A 17,468-nucleotide genomic window follows, 5' to 3' on the forward strand; every position below is an offset into this window, starting at 1 on the left:
TTTCGCTCGTATTTTGGCACCACTATAAAACAATAACTTACGTCATTAGGACGGAAGAAAGTTTACAAACCATTTATAAAAAAGTTTCGCTGGGTGCCTATCTTGAGCACATATTTATTTGATCAAGTATTACATTGGTTAACTTACATTGTAATTGTGAATATTACTCATATAAGGCACTGTTTTTCATAGTCTTATTTATTAAGAAATTACTGTTAAAAATGCTTTTAATCGTAGTCTAATTAACGAATTGATGCTATAATGTCTACTCAGAATGCCTATGGGAATTCGAGATATGCAATATCAATCATTTAGTCTTAGACATCAAAAAATACTCATTGACTTCAATGTGTTTAGCTCTGGCTCGTCTGATATTTTGCTAAAAGGTGTTTTATCTGCCGAATTGCTTATTCTAGTTGATAATTTAAATGCATTTTATTCTGCAGAAGACGGTAGATACGTTGTATCAGCTGAAAAAGTTAACCACGTTACAGGTCTAGATTTTAATAAGAAAACTATCAACCAGATCATGCGTGAAGCTTGTGATTTATCATTTATGATTGATACAGATGCGAAGCAAGCTGCAGCACCTATGATTGACGAAATTCAAATCTTATCAAGTGGCGATATTACTTTTAAACTCACTAAAAGCTTTGATTTTTTTAGAAATTCTCTTAGTTTTAAAAGCATATATGAGAAGCTACCATACAGGTTCACTACTTCTAAACTAGAGTTACCGCAGATCGGTCAACAAATAATGTTAATTGCGTAATTAAGCCTCTGACGAGGCTTTTTTATTGTCTAAAATTTAGTTAGTATATACACAGCTTTAAAGCGAAAAGACTACAACGTTAGTTGGGTTGCAAATATATTTTTATTTTTATTTTTTAATTCAATCTCAGGCAATGTACGTTGTACGTTGTCTAAAGTGGAGCAGTTATGCAAGATTCTTCACAAGTCTGCATAAGTAAAGGAATTTCAGAAGATGAAATTTTTGGACTATCGCAGTCAATCAAAGACTCAATTATTAATGCCGAAACAAAAACCATGGATCTCTTGGGTTACGGCAACAAAATCAGTAATTTCATAGTCGAATGTTATCTAGATATTCCAGTTGTTGATCAATTCATTTTTTACTTAATGTTGGTGAATGCCAAAAATAAGTATGCACATCAGCTGCAGCGCGTTATCGCTGAAAAACCTGAATTATCCCAAATTGAAGCATTACAACTAGCGAACAACTTTGTTCTGAATTTTGAATACATCCGTCAAATTCTTTTATTCAAAAATAAAGCTAATTACCTTAGCAATGGCCGTATCAAATCTTTGGCATGGAATACGCTAAATAGTGTTGGTAAAGTGATGCTACCAATGAGCTCTTTACGCCAAATGGACAGCGAACCATTTTCAAGAAATGACGTAGACAGCGTAACTCATAAAAGAATGTTTGCCAGTACGGGCTATTTTGAATTAGATAACAATGCGTTTATTTGCTATCAGCTTGAAGAAACGTTGATTGCCAATCTATCTGAATTAGATTTTGATAAAAAGGGGCGCTACACAGTTCTCGACACTTTAACGGTTCTTGGATTTAAGGACCGTTTTGATCTTTATATGTATAACTTGATGAAGATCAATGAGTTTCGTGGCGAAGTGGTTATTCCTTACATTGACTTCAAAGCATTAACCGAGTTTTCAGTAGAATTTAAATACAAAGCAAGTGATTTTTACCGTAAACGACTTCTTGTTTCATTAGAAAGACTGAATAACAATCCATCTATTGAATTATTTATTTCTGTTAAGTATGAACCATGCAATAAGCGTACACCAGATCGTGACAATTTTTGCAATTATCGTTTTCAGATTCAGTTGAAGTCCAACTATCGTAAAGCGCTTAATACATTAAATGAAATGTGTGCAAAGGTTCAGGATGAACAGGGCAATGAGCTTAAAATCAGTAATGCGCTCTTCACTTCAGCAATTCGATTGAATAATGGTGAACCTGAAAAAGTAATAGAACTTGTTAAGGATCGTTTAGCTGCTTATACAACTAAGAATGGACCATCATATTTAGCTAAAAATCTTAATTTGGTTGCGTCTTATGTTACGCGAGCTCTAGAAGATCTATATAAAAGTAATCACTTCTTTGAAAGATTCCTAAACGATATGAAGCAAGCAGATAATTTACTTTATCTGAGAAATCGTGATAAGAAAGTTGAGATCGAAAACAAAAGTGCATCTACTTTCTCAAGCGAATTCATTAATATTCGCGACAAAGTTGATGTTACCACTTGTGAAATTCTTACAAACGCTGAGTACATTTCAAAGAAAACGGAAGCTACTGTAATTATTGATTATGCTTTCATACGTAATTCTATTTTTATTACACATCCTCATTTGCGCCACCAGCGAAATGCAGACGAGAAAAAATACATAGATCTCGTGTGTGAAAGCACAAAGCTTTGCCAAATATTCTTTGGTACGGGTAATGAAAATAAAAAAACGTTAACTCAAAACTATTTAACAGAACTCCTGTTTGAACATTTTTTTGATGATAATTTCCACTTGAACTCAGATGTATTAAAGAATCTTCTAAAAAAAGATAAGGACTATTGGGTACAAGAAAAGCAAAAGACATTTATGCGGTTGTGGAAACTTGCAAATGAGTTCAGTTTAAAAGCTATTAGTCCAGCGAACTACAACGGTAAAGAGAGTTCAGACAATGAATAATAAACTTTATTTATGTGCAATTTTTACGGCTACTATATTGAGTAGTAGTGCAAATGCCGATTTTAGTGATTGGTATAAAAAAGCAACTTCAAATGAAGATTCAACTCAGCAAGTGCCAGCTCAACAACAGCAAGCACCTGGTCAAATTCAACAGCAAGCACCAGTTCAGGTTCAGCAACAGCCGATACAGCAAAGACAATATAATTCTAATCGGAACACCACAGCTACGCGTTACCAAAACAATAATGCAAATGTCACTGGTGATTCTGGCCTTGAAGCACGAATGAATAACTTGAATTCGACCATTGAGAATCTAAACAAGTCATCAAAAAGTGGTGACAACCTCACGAATAACTATCTAAATATTGTTCAATTCATAGTGATAAACGAAGAAACACGTAAATTGGATGGTAAAGACAATACATCACTGATCAATAACATGTTGGCTGGTATTGTGAGTTGTCAGAATAAATACAAAGTCGATGTTATACAAAAAGTGAATAATCAACTCCCAAGAGATGTTGCTAACACCGTACAACGGTATTTAAGCCAGAATGGACGCTCTATTGGTGCAAACGGCAACTGTTTATACTAATTAAACCCCCTTTTAAAACCGTCCTTAAAAGGCGGTTTTTTTTATTCTTAAAACATACCTATTTATTTTAAAACCACATTCTATATACTACTAACAGTTTAATGAATATTAATGTGGGTTTTATCATGATCAGTTCTAAAACAATATATGAACTATATCAATTGCTGAATCAATCCGAAGTACAAGAATTAAAATCATCTATAACTGAGACTTTTGGTGCAGATGTGGAAAGTGAAGTTGATAAAAGCCCGGTCTTACAGCAAAAGATCAATTATTTTATTTATCAATATATACATCTCAAGCATCCAGAAAGAACAGACAAGATCTTATTCGATGCAAATGAGTCGGCTCACGAGGTTGTAAAAACAGAACACCTTAAAAGTGAGCCAGTACCCTTATTAAAAGATTTTGTATCAAACAGCAGCAATAAAAGTTTAGCACCTGAAGAACAAAAAGATGTAATTGCAGTCACTTTACCAGCCGAATTATCTGACATTCCTGTTGAACCAACAAATCAAAACCATACAGGAAATAATGAAGTAAAACATGACTATAACATTATCCTTGATGGTCGAACTAAGCTAAATATATTGCTCGAAAGATATTTAAGTGGTGTTGATGATGTGGCTCGTGAAATCATTGTGAAGTGCTTTCTTGTTATCTCTATATTTGTAGCACTGATCTCTCTTGTTATGGTTCTTCTGAATACGACCAATATTAACCAGATCCAAGAAATGTATGATATTGGCCATAAAACATTCCTATTCCAATATGCTGAAGTCTGCAATGTAAATGTTGAAGTTGCAAAAGCGAATCCATGTGTTATCTCAGAAATCAATAAACGTATTTCTGAACTATCAAATAGCAGATTTTGGAACACGTTCGGGGTGGTGCTTTTCTCACTTTTATCGTGCTTTTTCTTCTACCATATCTCTACTTACCGTGATTCTAAAGATAAGCACAACGGCTAGTCTTAAAAGGAGGGTAGGGTGTTTTAAAATGGTCTTAAAAGGCCATTTTTTTATTTTAATAACAAAGTTTTATAGTTGATAAAAGGTATTCTAAAAGTATAATAGATACACTCTTAAAACTGGAATGCGTTGTGCTTTTTAAAATTCCAAAAACGGGTGAGATTGATTCAAGTGAACAATCGATGACAGGCCTGGTACTCAAATCGGCATACAACTTAGTTGCCATTTTCAATATTTGCTACATCTTTGTAGTTGTATTCTTTGTGTTTGAAATGTTTTTAAATACAACGATATACAAGATTAAATATCTACCAGAAACCCTCAATACTCCATCATATATATTGCAAATCATCATATTCATTTTATGTTTTTCTTCACTTCTGTATGCGATAAACAAAATGTTTGATGAAAAGTATATCCCTACACGCAAAGAAATCTATCTATTCCTTATCTCTTTTACTATCAATAGTTTATCAATGTTTAATTTTTTAGCTACCAAATAACACTGTAATACCAAGTTCCCACCGTAGCCTAAGCAAAAGTTACCTGTTTTTTTGGGTTTTAAAAGCAGTGAACAAGGGCAGAATTAAAACACAAAAAAATAAAATTAATAGTTTTAAAAAATATTTTTTAAAACTAAATCAGTGATAATATGTAACCAACGTTAAGTTTAAGAAAGTATATTATGTCTGATATTCGCAGCATCTATTTTTACGGTAATAATAAAAGCATCAAATTGGGTAAAAACCCAATCTTAAATACTGTCTTTGAAATTTTTCCAGCCACTAAAACCCCTTTAAAGCGGATTCTTAATCATAACCACCAGTGGGTTAGTAATTGCGCTTTTTACGTGCCTAACGATGTGAAAAGTGAATGGGTTAAAACGGTAACACTTTCAATTTTGACAATCTCAATTATGGCTTCCTTCCGTAATGCAATTGCACAGCAAAAAGGGTTGTCACCAAACGATGAAGCACTTGATGAAGAGGTAGAGAACCTTGTGCCAGATTCGTTATTCAATTCTGCTATTGAATTATCGGATCTTAAAAAAAGTTTATTAGAAGTTCTGCCAAATTTAATGAGCGAATACCTTGCACAAAACTTTGGTGAATACGAAAGCATTATTACAAACGGTGTAGCTAAGCTTTTTATTGATAACCATGAATTTTTGGATAAGCAACTTGATTCTGATGCTGGAACAGATAATCAGATTTCAATGTTAAATTTTACTGACAATGCAGATGAATTATTTCACACAACAAACTATATTTTAGTCCGTATTGCTGATTCAAATGAAAACTTGAAAATCAACTTTACTAACAGCAAACCACATGCAGAACACTTAGGCCGAATTCTGCATACATTGTTGGGGGATGAAAGTTTTGAGATCTCAAAAGGTTCAATTGAGATACCTAATGACGAAGATGGCCAAGAAATTTTCATCTTTGAAAAAGAAACGAACTTTATTGATTTTTACAATTCATTATTGCTGGAAGTTAGTTTTTTTCTAGATCATGCAACAGTCTTAGAGCATATAGAAAAGTATGCACCAATTAACCAAACACTAAGCAGTTTGAGTGAGAATTTAGAAAAGAATATTAACTTTGTCATTTCTTCATTCAAAGAAACTCGCGATCTATCTGCATATTTAGAAAGCCGTGCTCAAATCATAGGGTTAATTCATGAAGCTGCACAAATCGCCAGCATTGAAATACAGCCAGTTGCTCAGGCTAAGGACCTTAAATCGTTAATTGAATCGCATCACCTGGTTACTTTTAATGATAAAGACACCTTTAAACAATTTAATTTATTTTGAGGTGAATATGAAATTTGTTATTAAAAATGGCATTGGTACACGTAAAGTCGAAGTGGATCTCGCATTAGATATACCATTGGTGCTACAAAAATCCATTTCTGTAATTGAGTATGAAGATTTCTTTAAATATTTTAGTGAGCAACATTTTCACATTTGCAAATTTAGAACGTTGAACTTTAAAGATAATAGCGTAGAGGGAAGTAGTAAGGAATTAAATCGCTTTATCTGGCTTGCTATGGCACATCAAGCTTATATGGAGCGTAAAGCTTTACTACCAAGTAAATATATTGCGGATCTAGAAGCTTCAATTTCAAGCATGTTTAATTTAGAGAGCGAATCGCGAGAATGGTACCGAGCTATTCACAAAGCCATAGATGCTTACCTTAAATCACAATTTCCTGAAGCAATAGAGTTTTTACCTTCCAACATTGCACCACTGGATGAAGTGACTAAAATTCTTATGCAAGAAGTACAGCCAGTGATACCAGTTGCAGACGAGCCAGCGAAGCTTTATAGCTGATTCTAGAAATAATTAAGACATAAAAAAACCATCTAAAAATTAGATGGTTTTTTTTGTTTGTGTTTTTATAATTTTGCGAATACTTCAGGATTGTCATTCATAAACTGTTCAATGAAATCATTGTCTAATTCGACATGTTTTGGAAGCTTCTCATGTTCACGAACAATGGATTTTATAGATTCAATATTTTGCTGATTGAAAACAGGTGTTGTACGGCTCTTATAGCCAGTATCAGCCATCGCATAGCGATCATCAAACATACCTGAAGAGGTATTAGAATCGACTTCTGAGTCGCTTATAGATAGTGTTAAGTTGCGGTCTTCAGCTAACTTTAAAATGAATTCGTCAGAGATAAAGTTACGTAGCTCATGCAGCATAGATTCAACTTTATTGTGTTTAAAAAGCACCTTTGCAATTGAACGACAAGATAAGAAACCTTTTGTGATGTTTAGATCTAGTAATTTTTGAGGAATGATTGGATCGCTTTTCTTGTTGCTATTCGCGATCTGTTCAACTTCTTCATCAGTCATAGAAGCTATAATGTTTTTAAAGAAATTGCCATATTGAAACTTTTCAATTTTCTCCAGCATTGTCACTTGTTCTGTATCTAATAAGCAAAAAGAAATAGGTTTAAGCTTGCGTTGGTCGGTTTTGCTTAAACTGCCATTTTGGTTTAAGCGGTTCTCTTTGGTTTTAGCGTTAGTTTTAGAGTTAGTCATTTTAAACACCTTTCAATATGTTTTAAACTTTGGTTAATACCAATAATCATATTATAAGTGGTTTTAGCTAAAATACAAAAAATGAACATTTTGTTTTTTTAAAAAAATCTTTTAAATGTTTTTCGTATATACTATAAGAATATCTATCTTAAAAGGTATAACTCGTGATTAAAACTGATACAGGCGATACGGTTGGAGGGGGTTTAACGAATCCTCAGGATGAAGTTCTAGCATTGTTAGAAGAGTGCTTAAACTCTGAACAATATACAGCTCGTATTACTTATATTTGTGAAGATGGCGGTCAATTAGTAGGTAAAAAGGCAGCTTTAAAGATTTTAAAGGAACAAGAGGACAATGGTTTAATGCTGGTTCCAATACCAGTCTTAGGAAAACAACTAAGAGTCTGGAGTGGTTTAAGTAAAACCAAAATGTCTAGTCACACAGGATTGTACAACAATATACAGTGGTCAAAGTTTGAAAGTGGCGAAAAGTTAATAACAAAGCAAGCGTGGACATTACTTCAACTTAGACTTGGGGTTCATCCAAAATACAAATTGGTTTTAAAAAATGAATTAGATGTCGAGTGAATTATATGTTAGTGAAATTAGCCCTTAGTGGTCATGCTTCTCCAGAAGCTTTAAGTAAATTTGAACGTATCAAAGCGTATGTGCCAGATAGCGCACCTGTTTTGGTCACATACTTTAATAAACAAGTTTTATTAAGTGATCTACTGGTTAATTTTTCTAATTTTTTACCATCGCTCGAAATCACAAAAGATAAAGACATGCTGGTTACGATTAGAGGAAATGAAACACCTTTAGTCGAATTTATTGTCAATTTAAAACTATACAGCATGAAATTAGGCAAACTTTTCTTTGAATTTGAGAATCAATTTAAAGAAAAAGAGCAAGACTTTAAGGGCTTTATTAAACGTCACAAACTTAAAGGTTTTGATCATGCCAATTTTGTTAATTACGTGAAACTAGGTGCATATGATAGTGCTTTAGACATTATCAAACACCAGTACGAAAGCGTTAAAAAAACATTCTTTGTACTGTTTAAAGATCGTTTCACCCTATTAGAAAGCAAGGGTTTTATTTAAGGATATTCTATGGAAATGTTAGATCCATCAAACACAAACCCTGGGCTCTTTTTAGTCATAATGGCTACGGCAATTGGTACCATACTTTTTGGTTTTTTAATTGTCGCTTTAATTGCACGATATAAGTTCAAGATTAGAGTTACGGTATCTAGTTTTATAGCTGCAGTTACTTTATCTGTATTTAGCTTTATATGCTTTGGTTCACTTGGTCCGATGGAACCTAAATACAGTACTTCAGTTGTTCAGCTTTATGCGTTGGGCTTACTGGCTGGTACTTTAATATTAAATATAGTTCTTCTGAAATTATTCAGCCCTAAAACTATTGAACAGTTAGCTTTGAAAGGTTTTAATAAGTCAGAAAATGAACAAAAAGAGCATTACAAAAACATCTTAAAAGAGTTTAAATGTATTACTGATTTGGAAGATAAAAACAAGCTTAATAAGCGCAGTTTTAACTTGTTAAATGTTTTTAAACATAAAGGAAAACAAAATGTTTGATTTTAAGATGAAATCTTTGTGTGTTTTGGCTGTTGCCGGATCTCTTTTAACTGGTTGCGTATCTAGTACTATTGATGGAATGGGTTCTAAACGCAAACAAATCATGTTGTATTCTGAAAAAGAATATCTTCAGCAAAGTACTCAGTCTTACAACAACATCATCACGACTGCTAAACAGCGTGGATTGATTGTGAATAACGCTCAAGTAAATAGAGTAGCAAAACGTCTTATCGCACAAGTTCCACATTATCGAGCTGACGCAGCAAATTGGAATTGGGAAGTTAATACAATCCGAGATAATGAAATCAACGCGTTTTGTCTATCTGGAGGCAAGATCGGTGTGTTGACTGGTTCTATCACAAAAATTAATGCAACTGATGATGAATTGGCTGCACTGATCGGCCACGAAATTGCACATGCTTTACGTGATCATGGGCGTGAAAAGGTAAGTAAAAAGCTTTTAACTGGTTTAGGTGTGCTTGCAGCTAGTTCGGCTGGTCTTGGTGACATGGTTGTATCTGGCACAAGTTTACTAGGCGATTATGGGGTTAACTTACCTGGTTCGCGCAAACTTGAAAGTGAAGCGGATCTTCTAGGTGTTGATATTATGGTTCGTGCTGGTTACAACCCACAGGGCGCAGTCAGCTTTTGGAATAAAGTAGTAGCCCAAGAAAAACAGGGCACTAAAATTGATTTCTTATCAACGCATCCTACTTCAGAAAAAAGAATTGTAGCGATCCAAGAATACATCAACCAAAATTACAGGAAATAATATAAGGAGCTGGTTATGGATATTTACACAGTTATCCGAGTGAGCAAAAAGTTGTTTGACCACGGTTATGTTGTAATACCAGAACACAAAGTAGATTTTAAATCGGCTTTACTGCTCTTAAATGAACAAACCGTTGATGATCGATTTCTAATATCTAAAGATATAGTAGGTGCTGAAATCAGAGGGAATTTTGCCTTAATTGAAAAGGAGGGGAAGTTTCAATTGTTTACCAAAGGAATAGATTACTTTTGTTTGAATGTTGAGCCTGAAAAATCCAGTACTGATCCTAAACCTGAAAAAGAGGTAAAAAAGAGTAAAGTAGTTCTCAAAAACCGTTATTTATATAAAAGTGGCGTGAAGAAGATAGGGGAGCTGGACACGTACAAGAAAAGAAGCGTCAAGATTACGAATGTAGGAAAACCATTTGTACTAAAACAAAAATTGCATGACGTTCCAGATTGGCTTTTTGAAAAGCTAAAAGACCAAGATGTATGTTGGATCTATTTTGAATATGCTGAAGAACAATTATCAGAGGCACCAATAGAAACTGCACCAATCAATTTAAAAAGTGACATTGAAAGTTGTGTTAAATACTTTAAGTTACATGGTGAAAAAACAAGAAAAAAACCAATTATCAATGCTGAAGCACCAGGTAACGTAAACCTATTCAGATATTGTGATTTACGGCGCATTGATCAGGAATTAAAAGTCTTATTTGTTTGTAGTGAAAACTATCTTTGGTTACTGGAACAAAATAGACAAGATCCACTACCTAACATCAAATTAAACAATATTAGTTTTGGCGGTTGGATCATTCCCAAGACGACAAACCAAGATATGTTGAATAAGCTAATAATGTTAGATAAAGAATTAAAAACGAATCCAGATGCTTATCTTCTAAGTGTACGAGAGAGAGATGGATCCGTAAATTTGAACAACTCCTATAAGTGATATTCTGCTCCTCAAATGATGTTATAAACATCAATATATGGAGTATTTTATGGCACGTAGACCAAGAAGAAATCATTCAAATGATTTTAAAGCTAAGGTAGCACTTGCTGCGATTAAAGCAGAAAAAACACTTGCTGAATTGAGTGCTGAGTTTGATGTTCATCAAAACCAAATTATTGACTGGAAAAATCAATTGATCTCAGCTTCCTCGCAAGCTTTCGATCAATCAAAAGCTCCAACAGAACCACCCATCGATCTAAAAAAACTACATGCAAAAATCGGTGAGCAGGCATTAGAAATTGATTTTTTAGAAGGTGTGTTGAAGAAACTGGGCCGCTTCAACCACAAAAGTTAATCGACGACTCACTTCAGATTTCAGTATCTAAGCAAGCTAAGCTGCTGAAAGTCTCCCGTGGTTGTTATTACTATCGCCCAAAACCTGTGAGTGCATCAGATCTGAAGCTGATGCGATGTATTGATGAATTACATATGCAATATCCTTTTGCAGGCAGTCGTATGATGCGTGATTTGTTGAATCGTCAAGGGCATCATATAGGACGACGTCATACACGTACTTTAATGAAGAAAATGGGTATTCAGGCGTTATATTGCAAACCAAATTTAAGCCAGGCTAATCAAGCTCACCGTAAATATCCATATCTGCTCAAAGGGTTGGCTATTCAGCGCAGTAATCAAGTGTGGTCTACTGATATAACGTATATCCCTATGGCAAAAGGCTTTGTTTATTTATGTGCTGTGATTGATTGGCATAGCCGCAAGGTACTTGCGCATAGGGTATCGATTAGTATGGAGGTGGATTTTTGTATTTCGGCTTTAAATGAAGCGATTGAAAAATATGGTCGACCTGAAATATTTAATACAGACCAAGGCAGCCAGTTTACCAGTGATGCATTTATTGATGTATTGAAATCAAATGGCATTCAAATCAGTATGGATGGTAAAGGTCGATGGGTAGATAATGTGATGGTTGAACGATTATGGCGGAGCGTTAAATATGAAGAGGTGTATCTCAAAGCTTATAGCAGTGTCACAGATGCGAAAAAGCAATTAAGTGCATATTTTGAGTTTTATAATTTGAAACGACCTCATTCGAGTCTAGACAAAATGACACCAAATGAGTTTTACTATGATCAGCTACCCCAACAAAACAAGGTGGCTTAACTAGAGCGGAATATCACTTATAAATACGCTTTTAGTTGTTCAAACAAGTGGGACCACCTCTCTTATAGCTTCCGAATATATCAATTAATGATGCAATTTAAGTCGACAGGTTATTGCAACATTCCCCTTAAAGAATTGCGTAAAATACTTTCTTTAGAAAGTCTATATTCAAATGCTGCTGATTTAAAAAGGCGTGTGATTGATGCTGCATGTACTGAAATTAATGAAAAATCCCCTTATACGGTTAAATATGAGCTAATTAAAAAGGGCAATAAATTTCATAGTCTTGAGCTAAAATTTAAGAAGAAAAATGCAGAAAAAGAGCAATTAAGATGCCCTGACACAATTGATATGTTTGAAGAACAGAAAAATAACTTCCTTAAACTGTCTGATGCTCAGGTTGATAGTTTTGGTAATCAATTATCAGAACTTTCTGAATTAAGTTATTTAGCTAGAGAGGGTGAAAGCTACAAAGATTTAGCATTAAGGCTTAAAACAATGCTTCGAGATCCTGACCAACAACCACAGCTTCTTCCATATTTAAAAAAACTAGGATTTAAACCATGATTGAGTTAGATAATTTTAATTTTGATGAAGAAGTTGCCAAATTCAATGATGTTATTTTCAATCAGAGTAATGAAGTAAAAGCAAAGATATTGACTGGATATTTAAGCTCTATTATTGATGTTGAGATTAAACATTTTGATGATTTCAATGATCATAAAACAGTGCTTAAAGATATTGAAAGCAAAGTAACCTTTGCTATCAATATGCTAAAAACAATACAAAATTAATTATGGCAGATTAAATAATTTTCTATCCCGATCTTCTGTTAAATACTCGTTGATGCCAGCGAGTATTTTTTGTTTCTCTGCTTCATCTTCCATTTTCTTGAGCAAGTAAGAACCCAGTAAAATTTTACGTCTGGTATCGTTTTTTCGATCTTGTTCTTTCTGTTTTGCCTTTTCACGAGCGTCTTTAGCCTGCTTTTGAGCTTTAAGCTGCTTTAAGCGTTCTTCCTGTTGCTTTAAGCGTTCTTCCTGCTTAGCAATTCTCTGTTCTAAAGATTCATTTGTCATTGTAATTCCCATACCTAAAAAACCATTCAAGCATAGGATACCTGCCATTGAGATTCAATGCCTTCCTAAGCTATAATGGTTTTCCAGAATGGCGCACTTTACCAAACTAATTTCATTAAGTTTGGAAGTCCGAAAGGGGATACCCCTTTACCCCATAAAATTATTTTGTTGTTGTTGAGAAAAGACAAATGAGCCACCTCCGCGCTTCATCAGAAAACTGAAGGAACCTCCATTGAATCGAACTAATATTTTTTTTGGTGAATCGCATTCTGACTGGTTGCCTGTCAGAGGCGGAGAATCTGGTGATTTTGTTTTTCGACGTGGTGACGGGCATGCCTTCGCGAAAATCGCACCTGCTTCCCGCCGCGGTGAGCTCGCTGGAGAGCGTGACCGCCTCATTTGGCTCAAAGGTCGAGGTGTGGCTTGCCCCGAGGTGATCAACTGGCAGGAGGAACAGGAGGGTGCATGCTTGGTGATAACGGCAATTCCGGGAGTACCGGCGGCTGATCTGTCTGGAGCGGATTTGCTCAAAGCGTGGCCGTCAATGGGGCAGCAACTTGGCGCTGTTCACAGCCTATCGGTTGATCAATGTCCGTTTGAGCGCAGGCTGTCGCGAATGTTCGGACGCGCCGTTGATGTGGTGTCCCGCAATGCCGTCAATCCCGACTTCTTACCGGACGAGGACAAGAGTACGCCGCAGCTCGATCTTTTGGCTCGTGTCGAACGAGAGCTACCGGTGCGGCTCGACCAAGAGCGCACCGATATGGTTGTTTGCCATGGTGATCCCTGCATGCCGAACTTCATGGTGGACCCTAAAACTCTTCAATGCACGGGTCTGATCGACCTTGGGCGGCTCGGAACAGCAGATCGCTATGCCGATTTGGCACTCATGATTGCTAACGCCGAAGAGAACTGGGCAGCGCCAGATGAAGCAGAGCGCGCCTTCGCTGTCCTATTCAATGTATTGGGGATCGAAGCCCCCGACCGCGAACGCCTTGCCTTCTATCTGCGATTGGACCCTCTGACTTGGGGTTGATGTTCATGCCGCCTGTTTTTCCTGCTCATTGGCACGTTTCGCAACCTGTTCTCATTGCGGACACCTTTTCCAGCCTCGTTTGGAAAGTTTCATTGCCAGACGGGACTCCTGCAATCGTCAAGGGATTGAAACCTATAGAAGACATTGCTGATGAACTGCGCGGGGCCGACTATCTGGTATGGCGCAATGGGAGGGGAGCAGTCCGGTTGCTCGGTCGTGAGAACAATCTGATGTTGCTCGAATATGCCGGGGAGCGAATGCTCTCTCACATCGTTGCCGAGCACGGCGACTACCAGGCGACCGAAATTGCAGCGGAACTAATGGCGAAGCTGTATGCCGCATCTGAGGAACCCCTGCCTTCTGCCCTTCTCCCGATCCGGGATCGCTTTGCAGCTTTGTTTCAGCGGGCGCGCGATGATCAAAACGCAGGTTGTCAAACTGACTACGTCCACGCGGCGATTATAGCCGATCAAATGATGAGCAATGCCTCGGAACTGCGTGGGCTACATGGCGATCTGCATCATGAAAACATCATGTTCTCCAGTCGCGGCTGGCTGGTGATAGATCCCGTCGGTCTGGTCGGTGAAGTGGGCTTTGGCGCCGCCAATATGTTCTACGATCCGGCTGACAGAGACGACCTTTGTCTCGATCCTAGACGCATTGCACAGATGGCGGACGCATTCTCTCGTGCGCTGGACGTCGATCCGCGTCGCCTGCTCGACCAGGCGTACGCTTATGGGTGCCTTTCCGCAGCTTGGAACGCGGATGGAGAAGAGGAGCAACGCGATCTAGCTATCGCGGCCGCGATCAAGCAGGTGCGACAGACGTCATACTAGATATCAAGCGACTTCTCCTATCCCCTGGGAACACATCAATCTTACCGGAGAATATCGTTGGCCAAAGCCTTAGCGTAGGATTTCGCCCTCTCCCGCAAACGACCCCAAGAAAAACAGGCGTAGAGTTTAAAAAAATCTATGCCCCTGACAATGCAAAAGCAGAACTTTTAGACCGTCAAAGCCTTTGGAACATCGTTGAAAAAGTTGAAAACCGTAAAAACTCAGTCCTAGCAAGAGAGTTTGAAATTGCCTTTCCCCAAGAGCTAAACGCAGAACAACGCCAACAGCTCCTAGATGATTTATGCAAAAAGATTGTAGAGCGTCATAACGTCATCGTTGATGCTGTCATTCATGCCCCGCATACAAGGGGTGGAAGTGATGAACGAAACTATCATGCTCATATTCTGTTTACGAGCCGACAGCTAGACAAAGACACAGGCGAGTTTTCTAAAAATAAATTTCGTGATTTCAACAAAGAGAAATCATCCGAAACGGTTGCAGCTTGGCGTAAAGACTTTGCCGATCTTGCAAATCACTACCTAGAAAAAAATAACTTTGATGCCCGTATAGATCACCGCAGCTATGCAGACCGAGGAATTGATTTAGAAGCTACCTTGCATGAAGGAAGCGCAGTTACAGCCATGAAGCGTAAATATGAGCGTGAACAATTAAAACCAGTTGAAGAACGAAATCCAAAAATCATCATGCCGATCATTGCCCTAGAAAATAATGCAATCAAGGCTAGAAACGCTGAAAAACAGCAGATTTTAAAAGGATTAGAGCAAGAAATTGTCCTATCCAAAAAGGTTTTAGATGGTTTAAAGCAACTGGAACGGACTCAAAAAGCAAAAGATCAGCATGAAGCCGAGATTAGAGCCACAAAACAAGCTCATACAGCCACGGAAGCAAAAATACGTACAGAACCACCAAAACCTCAAGAAAATCGCTTAGAGCGCAAATCAGCGCAATCTAGCCCTATTGTTCAAGACACTTCGATAAGTGATAAAAAAATTGCTGTTCGTCTTTTTGAAACTAAAGTTCGCGCTTTAGCTGAAAAAATCCACCATCAGGAACTAGAAAACATCAAACAAAAAATGGGTGAATACATGGAATTGAGTAAAAATTTACTCAATCAGATAGAAACCCATAAAGAAAATAAGCCATTCAACCCCTTTAAAATCAAGGCATGGACAAAAGAATTAGATGATTTAGTCCATAAACATGACAATGGTATCAAAGCCCAGTATGACAACCTGAAAACCGATTATCAGAGAATAAAAAATCTTGGTGTTACACATGAACATTGGAAAAAAGCAGATGCTCAAATGTACCAGCTTGATAAAAACGCATATCAGAAGATCAAAGCGTTTGAGATAGAACTCAATGAGCGTAATTCAGCTATCAACATTAAAAAATCTTTAGAACAAGACAACGATAAGGGTCGTTAAATCTATCCTTTTTGTCTTTTAATTAAGAATATTTAAACAATATCAATATTTTATTAGCGAGTGTCTACGAGCGACACAACGAAAAGTTGCGCCTAGACTCCCTGAAAAACCGTTTTTAAGTGCCTTGAATCCTAGAAAACTCATATTTCCATGCAGACATTAGCACCTAGACCGAGCGAAGCGAGTGAAAAAACTATGAGCGAAGCGAATCCATAGTCGCTTTTGCTTTTTGAAGTCACAAACAGGATTAGAAAATAACTGCCCCCACGACCGAGCAAAGCGAGGTCAAAAAGTACGAGCAAAGCGAGTACATAGGGCAGTTATCCACAGGTTTTTTTAAATTTTTTCTTTTTTTAATATTTTTTAATATTTTTAAATATTTTTAGCTCCTCGCTATGCCTTGCTCTACGTGGCTTTGACGGGGGTAACTATGACAGATTGACGCACAACTATGACAGATTGACGCACAACTATGACAGATTGACGCACTAACTATGACAGATTGACGCACTTTTATGACATTTACAAACTTGTCATAGTATGACAATATAAAACTATGTCATAATTATAAGGTAATGTATAAAAGTGAATAGTGATTTAATCGTGATGGACAATAAGCTGATCAGAGCTTCTTACCGACTTACCACAAATGAATTGCGCTTAATTTACTGCGCTATATCCAAAATGCCCAAGAATGAACCTATCGACCATAAAACGCCTTACTATGTGACCAAAGAGGACTTTATTAAGCTGGGGGTAGAACCTAAGAATGTGGCTCGTGAGATTCGTTCTGCTTGTAGTGATTTAATCAAAAGAACAGTAATAATAGAAACACCTATTGGTGACTTGGAAACGCATTGGCTTCACAATGTATTGCACTTTAAAAGCGAAACTTTTGAACGCTTAAAAAAGCAATATCCTGATGCCAAGAATGACGAAGAATTTATTAATGCACTTAGACTGCATAATCTTTTAGATAGCCTGCCAATCGTTGTAAATAGCGATGATAATGTCGTGGCACGAATTGTTTTCCATGAAGATATGATGCCTTATTTGAGTGATCTGAAAAGTCATTTCACACAGTATTTTCTTTCAGACTGCAAAGGTTTTAGTGGTGCTTAGAGATGGATCCGTAAATTTGAACAACTCCTATAAGTGATATTCTGCTCCTCAAATGATGTTATAAACATCAATATATGGAGTATTTTATGGC

General features: G+C 36.7%; 20 protein-coding genes. 18 read left to right on the top strand and 2 right to left on the bottom strand.

Annotation, left to right across the window (positions count from 1 at the left end; translation table 11 throughout):
- Positions 1-295 precede the first annotated feature (295 nt).
- The 6 genes from F938_RS00005 (at position 296) to F938_RS00035 (ending at position 6,632) form a co-directional block, all read left to right on the top strand.
- The gene (locus F938_RS00005; protein ID WP_005005780.1) at positions 296-772 is read left to right on the top strand and encodes a hypothetical protein; all 477 of its coding nucleotides are present in this window, start codon (positions 296-298) and stop codon (positions 770-772) included.
- 167 nt (positions 773-939) lie between these two features.
- Entirely contained in the window at positions 940-2,730 is a 1,791-nt protein-coding gene (locus tag F938_RS00010; RefSeq protein ID WP_005005779.1) for a hypothetical protein, read from the top strand.
- Positions 2,723-3,325, top strand: a complete 603-nt coding sequence (locus tag F938_RS00015) for a hypothetical protein (RefSeq protein ID WP_005005776.1) — start codon at positions 2,723-2,725, stop codon at positions 3,323-3,325. Before F938_RS00010 ends, F938_RS00015 begins: the two co-directional genes overlap by 8 nt.
- Before the next feature lie 125 nt (positions 3,326-3,450).
- The gene (locus tag F938_RS00020) at positions 3,451-4,296 is read left to right on the top strand and encodes a hypothetical protein (protein ID WP_024160863.1); all 846 of its coding nucleotides are present in this window, start codon (positions 3,451-3,453) and stop codon (positions 4,294-4,296) included.
- Positions 4,297-4,981: 685 nt separating this feature from the next.
- Positions 4,982-6,112 (top strand): hypothetical protein, encoded by a 1,131-nt coding sequence (locus tag F938_RS00030; RefSeq protein WP_005005771.1) that lies wholly within the window; start codon positions 4,982-4,984, stop codon positions 6,110-6,112.
- Positions 6,113-6,119: 7 nt separating this feature from the next.
- Complete coding sequence (locus F938_RS00035) at positions 6,120-6,632, top strand: hypothetical protein (RefSeq protein WP_005005767.1); 513 nt, start codon at positions 6,120-6,122, stop codon at positions 6,630-6,632.
- A gap of 65 nt (positions 6,633-6,697) precedes the next feature.
- Here the strand turns inward: F938_RS00035 and F938_RS00040 are convergent, their stop codons facing one another.
- Positions 6,698-7,351 (bottom strand): hypothetical protein, encoded by a 654-nt coding sequence (locus tag F938_RS00040; RefSeq protein WP_005005764.1) that lies wholly within the window; start codon positions 7,349-7,351, stop codon positions 6,698-6,700.
- A gap of 164 nt (positions 7,352-7,515) precedes the next feature.
- Here F938_RS00040 and F938_RS00045 point away from each other — a divergent pair, with 164 nt between their 5' ends.
- The 8 genes from F938_RS00045 to F938_RS00085 all read left to right on the top strand — a co-directional run bounded on the left by F938_RS00045 (position 7,516) and on the right by F938_RS00085 (position 12,650).
- A complete protein-coding gene (locus tag F938_RS00045) occupies positions 7,516-7,938 on the top strand; it encodes a hypothetical protein (RefSeq protein WP_005005760.1) in 423 nt (140 codons plus the stop codon).
- 5 nt (positions 7,939-7,943) lie between these two features.
- On the top strand, positions 7,944-8,453 hold the full coding sequence (locus tag F938_RS00050; RefSeq protein WP_005005759.1) for a hypothetical protein: 510 nt from the start codon (positions 7,944-7,946) through the stop codon (positions 8,451-8,453).
- A 9-nt stretch (positions 8,454-8,462) separates the two neighbouring features.
- Positions 8,463-8,951 carry a hypothetical protein gene (locus tag F938_RS00055; RefSeq protein ID WP_005005757.1) on the top strand — a complete coding sequence of 163 codons (489 nt, stop codon included), beginning with the start codon at positions 8,463-8,465 and terminating at the stop codon, positions 8,949-8,951.
- A complete protein-coding gene (locus F938_RS00060) occupies positions 8,944-9,723 on the top strand; it encodes a M48 family metallopeptidase (RefSeq protein ID WP_005005756.1) in 780 nt (259 codons plus the stop codon). The genes F938_RS00055 and F938_RS00060 overlap by 8 nt, the downstream gene beginning before the upstream one ends.
- A gap of 15 nt (positions 9,724-9,738) precedes the next feature.
- Entirely contained in the window at positions 9,739-10,674 is a 936-nt protein-coding gene (locus tag F938_RS00065) for a hypothetical protein (RefSeq protein ID WP_005028393.1), read from the top strand.
- Positions 10,675-10,723: 49 nt separating this feature from the next.
- Positions 10,724-11,856, top strand: a protein-coding gene (locus tag F938_RS23470; protein WP_223155595.1) for an IS3-like element ISAba14 family transposase whose coding sequence is annotated in 2 segments (ribosomal slippage) — positions 10,724-10,976 and positions 10,976-11,856 — 1,134 coding nt in all. Because the reading frame shifts where the segments join, the coding sequence is not laid out codon by codon here.
- Positions 11,857-11,943: 87 nt separating this feature from the next.
- Positions 11,944-12,423 carry a RepB family plasmid replication initiator protein gene (locus tag F938_RS00080; RefSeq protein ID WP_005267630.1) on the top strand — a complete coding sequence of 160 codons (480 nt, stop codon included), beginning with the start codon at positions 11,944-11,946 and terminating at the stop codon, positions 12,421-12,423.
- Complete coding sequence (locus F938_RS00085) at positions 12,420-12,650, top strand: hypothetical protein (protein WP_005028396.1); 231 nt, start codon at positions 12,420-12,422, stop codon at positions 12,648-12,650. The genes F938_RS00080 and F938_RS00085 overlap by 4 nt, the downstream gene beginning before the upstream one ends.
- On the opposite strand, the gene F938_RS00090 is transcribed toward F938_RS00085, so the two are convergent.
- Entirely contained in the window at positions 12,651-12,935 is a 285-nt protein-coding gene (locus tag F938_RS00090) for a hypothetical protein (RefSeq protein WP_034619196.1), read from the bottom strand.
- Positions 12,936-13,167: 232 nt separating this feature from the next.
- Between F938_RS00090 and aph(3'')-Ib the strand changes: the two genes are divergently transcribed.
- The 4 genes from aph(3'')-Ib (at position 13,168) to F938_RS00110 (ending at position 17,377) form a co-directional block, all read left to right on the top strand.
- Positions 13,168-13,971 carry an aminoglycoside O-phosphotransferase APH(3'')-Ib gene (gene aph(3'')-Ib / locus F938_RS00095; RefSeq protein WP_001082319.1) on the top strand — a complete coding sequence of 268 codons (804 nt, stop codon included), beginning with the start codon at positions 13,168-13,170 and terminating at the stop codon, positions 13,969-13,971.
- Positions 13,971-14,807 carry an aminoglycoside O-phosphotransferase APH(6)-Id gene (locus F938_RS00100; protein ID WP_000480968.1) on the top strand — a complete coding sequence of 279 codons (837 nt, stop codon included), beginning with the start codon at positions 13,971-13,973 and terminating at the stop codon, positions 14,805-14,807. Before aph(3'')-Ib ends, F938_RS00100 begins: the two co-directional genes overlap by 1 nt.
- Positions 14,726-16,255: a MobA/MobL family protein gene (locus F938_RS00105; protein WP_010591596.1), complete on the top strand. Its 1,530-nt coding sequence runs from the start codon at positions 14,726-14,728 to the stop codon at positions 16,253-16,255. The genes F938_RS00100 and F938_RS00105 overlap by 82 nt, the downstream gene beginning before the upstream one ends.
- Positions 16,256-16,840: 585 nt before the next feature.
- Positions 16,841-17,377: a replication initiation protein gene (locus F938_RS00110; protein WP_005028403.1), complete on the top strand. Its 537-nt coding sequence runs from the start codon at positions 16,841-16,843 to the stop codon at positions 17,375-17,377.
- Positions 17,378-17,468: the final 91 nt, after the last annotated feature.

Origin of the sequence: Acinetobacter bereziniae LMG 1003 = CIP 70.12 (genome assembly GCF_000368925.1) — a bacterium.
GTDB classification, from domain to species: Bacteria; Pseudomonadota; Gammaproteobacteria; order Pseudomonadales; family Moraxellaceae; genus Acinetobacter; species Acinetobacter bereziniae.

What these genes read in the sequence shown, in the direction of transcription:
- F938_RS00005 (WP_005005780.1), top strand. Translation starts at nt 296, where the DNA reads ATGCAATATCAATCATTTAGTCTTAGACATCAAAAAATACTCATTGAC.
- F938_RS00010 (WP_005005779.1), top strand. Translation starts at nt 940, where the DNA reads ATGCAAGATTCTTCACAAGTCTGCATAAGTAAAGGAATTTCAGAAGAT.
- F938_RS00015 (WP_005005776.1), top strand. Translation starts at nt 2,723, where the DNA reads ATGAATAATAAACTTTATTTATGTGCAATTTTTACGGCTACTATATTG.
- F938_RS00020 (WP_024160863.1), top strand. Translation starts at nt 3,451, where the DNA reads ATGATCAGTTCTAAAACAATATATGAACTATATCAATTGCTGAATCAA.
- F938_RS00030 (WP_005005771.1), top strand. Translation starts at nt 4,982, where the DNA reads ATGTCTGATATTCGCAGCATCTATTTTTACGGTAATAATAAAAGCATC.
- F938_RS00035 (WP_005005767.1), top strand. Translation starts at nt 6,120, where the DNA reads ATGAAATTTGTTATTAAAAATGGCATTGGTACACGTAAAGTCGAAGTG.
- F938_RS00040 (WP_005005764.1), bottom strand. Translation starts at nt 7,351, where the DNA reads ATGACTAACTCTAAAACTAACGCTAAAACCAAAGAGAACCGCTTAAAC.
- F938_RS00050 (WP_005005759.1), top strand. Translation starts at nt 7,944, where the DNA reads ATGTTAGTGAAATTAGCCCTTAGTGGTCATGCTTCTCCAGAAGCTTTA.
- F938_RS00055 (WP_005005757.1), top strand. Translation starts at nt 8,463, where the DNA reads ATGGAAATGTTAGATCCATCAAACACAAACCCTGGGCTCTTTTTAGTC.
- F938_RS00060 (WP_005005756.1), top strand. Translation starts at nt 8,944, where the DNA reads ATGTTTGATTTTAAGATGAAATCTTTGTGTGTTTTGGCTGTTGCCGGA.
- F938_RS00065 (WP_005028393.1), top strand. Translation starts at nt 9,739, where the DNA reads ATGGATATTTACACAGTTATCCGAGTGAGCAAAAAGTTGTTTGACCAC.
- F938_RS00080 (WP_005267630.1), top strand. Translation starts at nt 11,944, where the DNA reads ATGATGCAATTTAAGTCGACAGGTTATTGCAACATTCCCCTTAAAGAA.
- F938_RS00085 (WP_005028396.1), top strand. Translation starts at nt 12,420, where the DNA reads ATGATTGAGTTAGATAATTTTAATTTTGATGAAGAAGTTGCCAAATTC.
- F938_RS00090 (WP_034619196.1), bottom strand. Translation starts at nt 12,935, where the DNA reads ATGACAAATGAATCTTTAGAACAGAGAATTGCTAAGCAGGAAGAACGC.
- F938_RS00100 (WP_000480968.1), top strand. Translation starts at nt 13,971, where the DNA reads ATGTTCATGCCGCCTGTTTTTCCTGCTCATTGGCACGTTTCGCAACCT.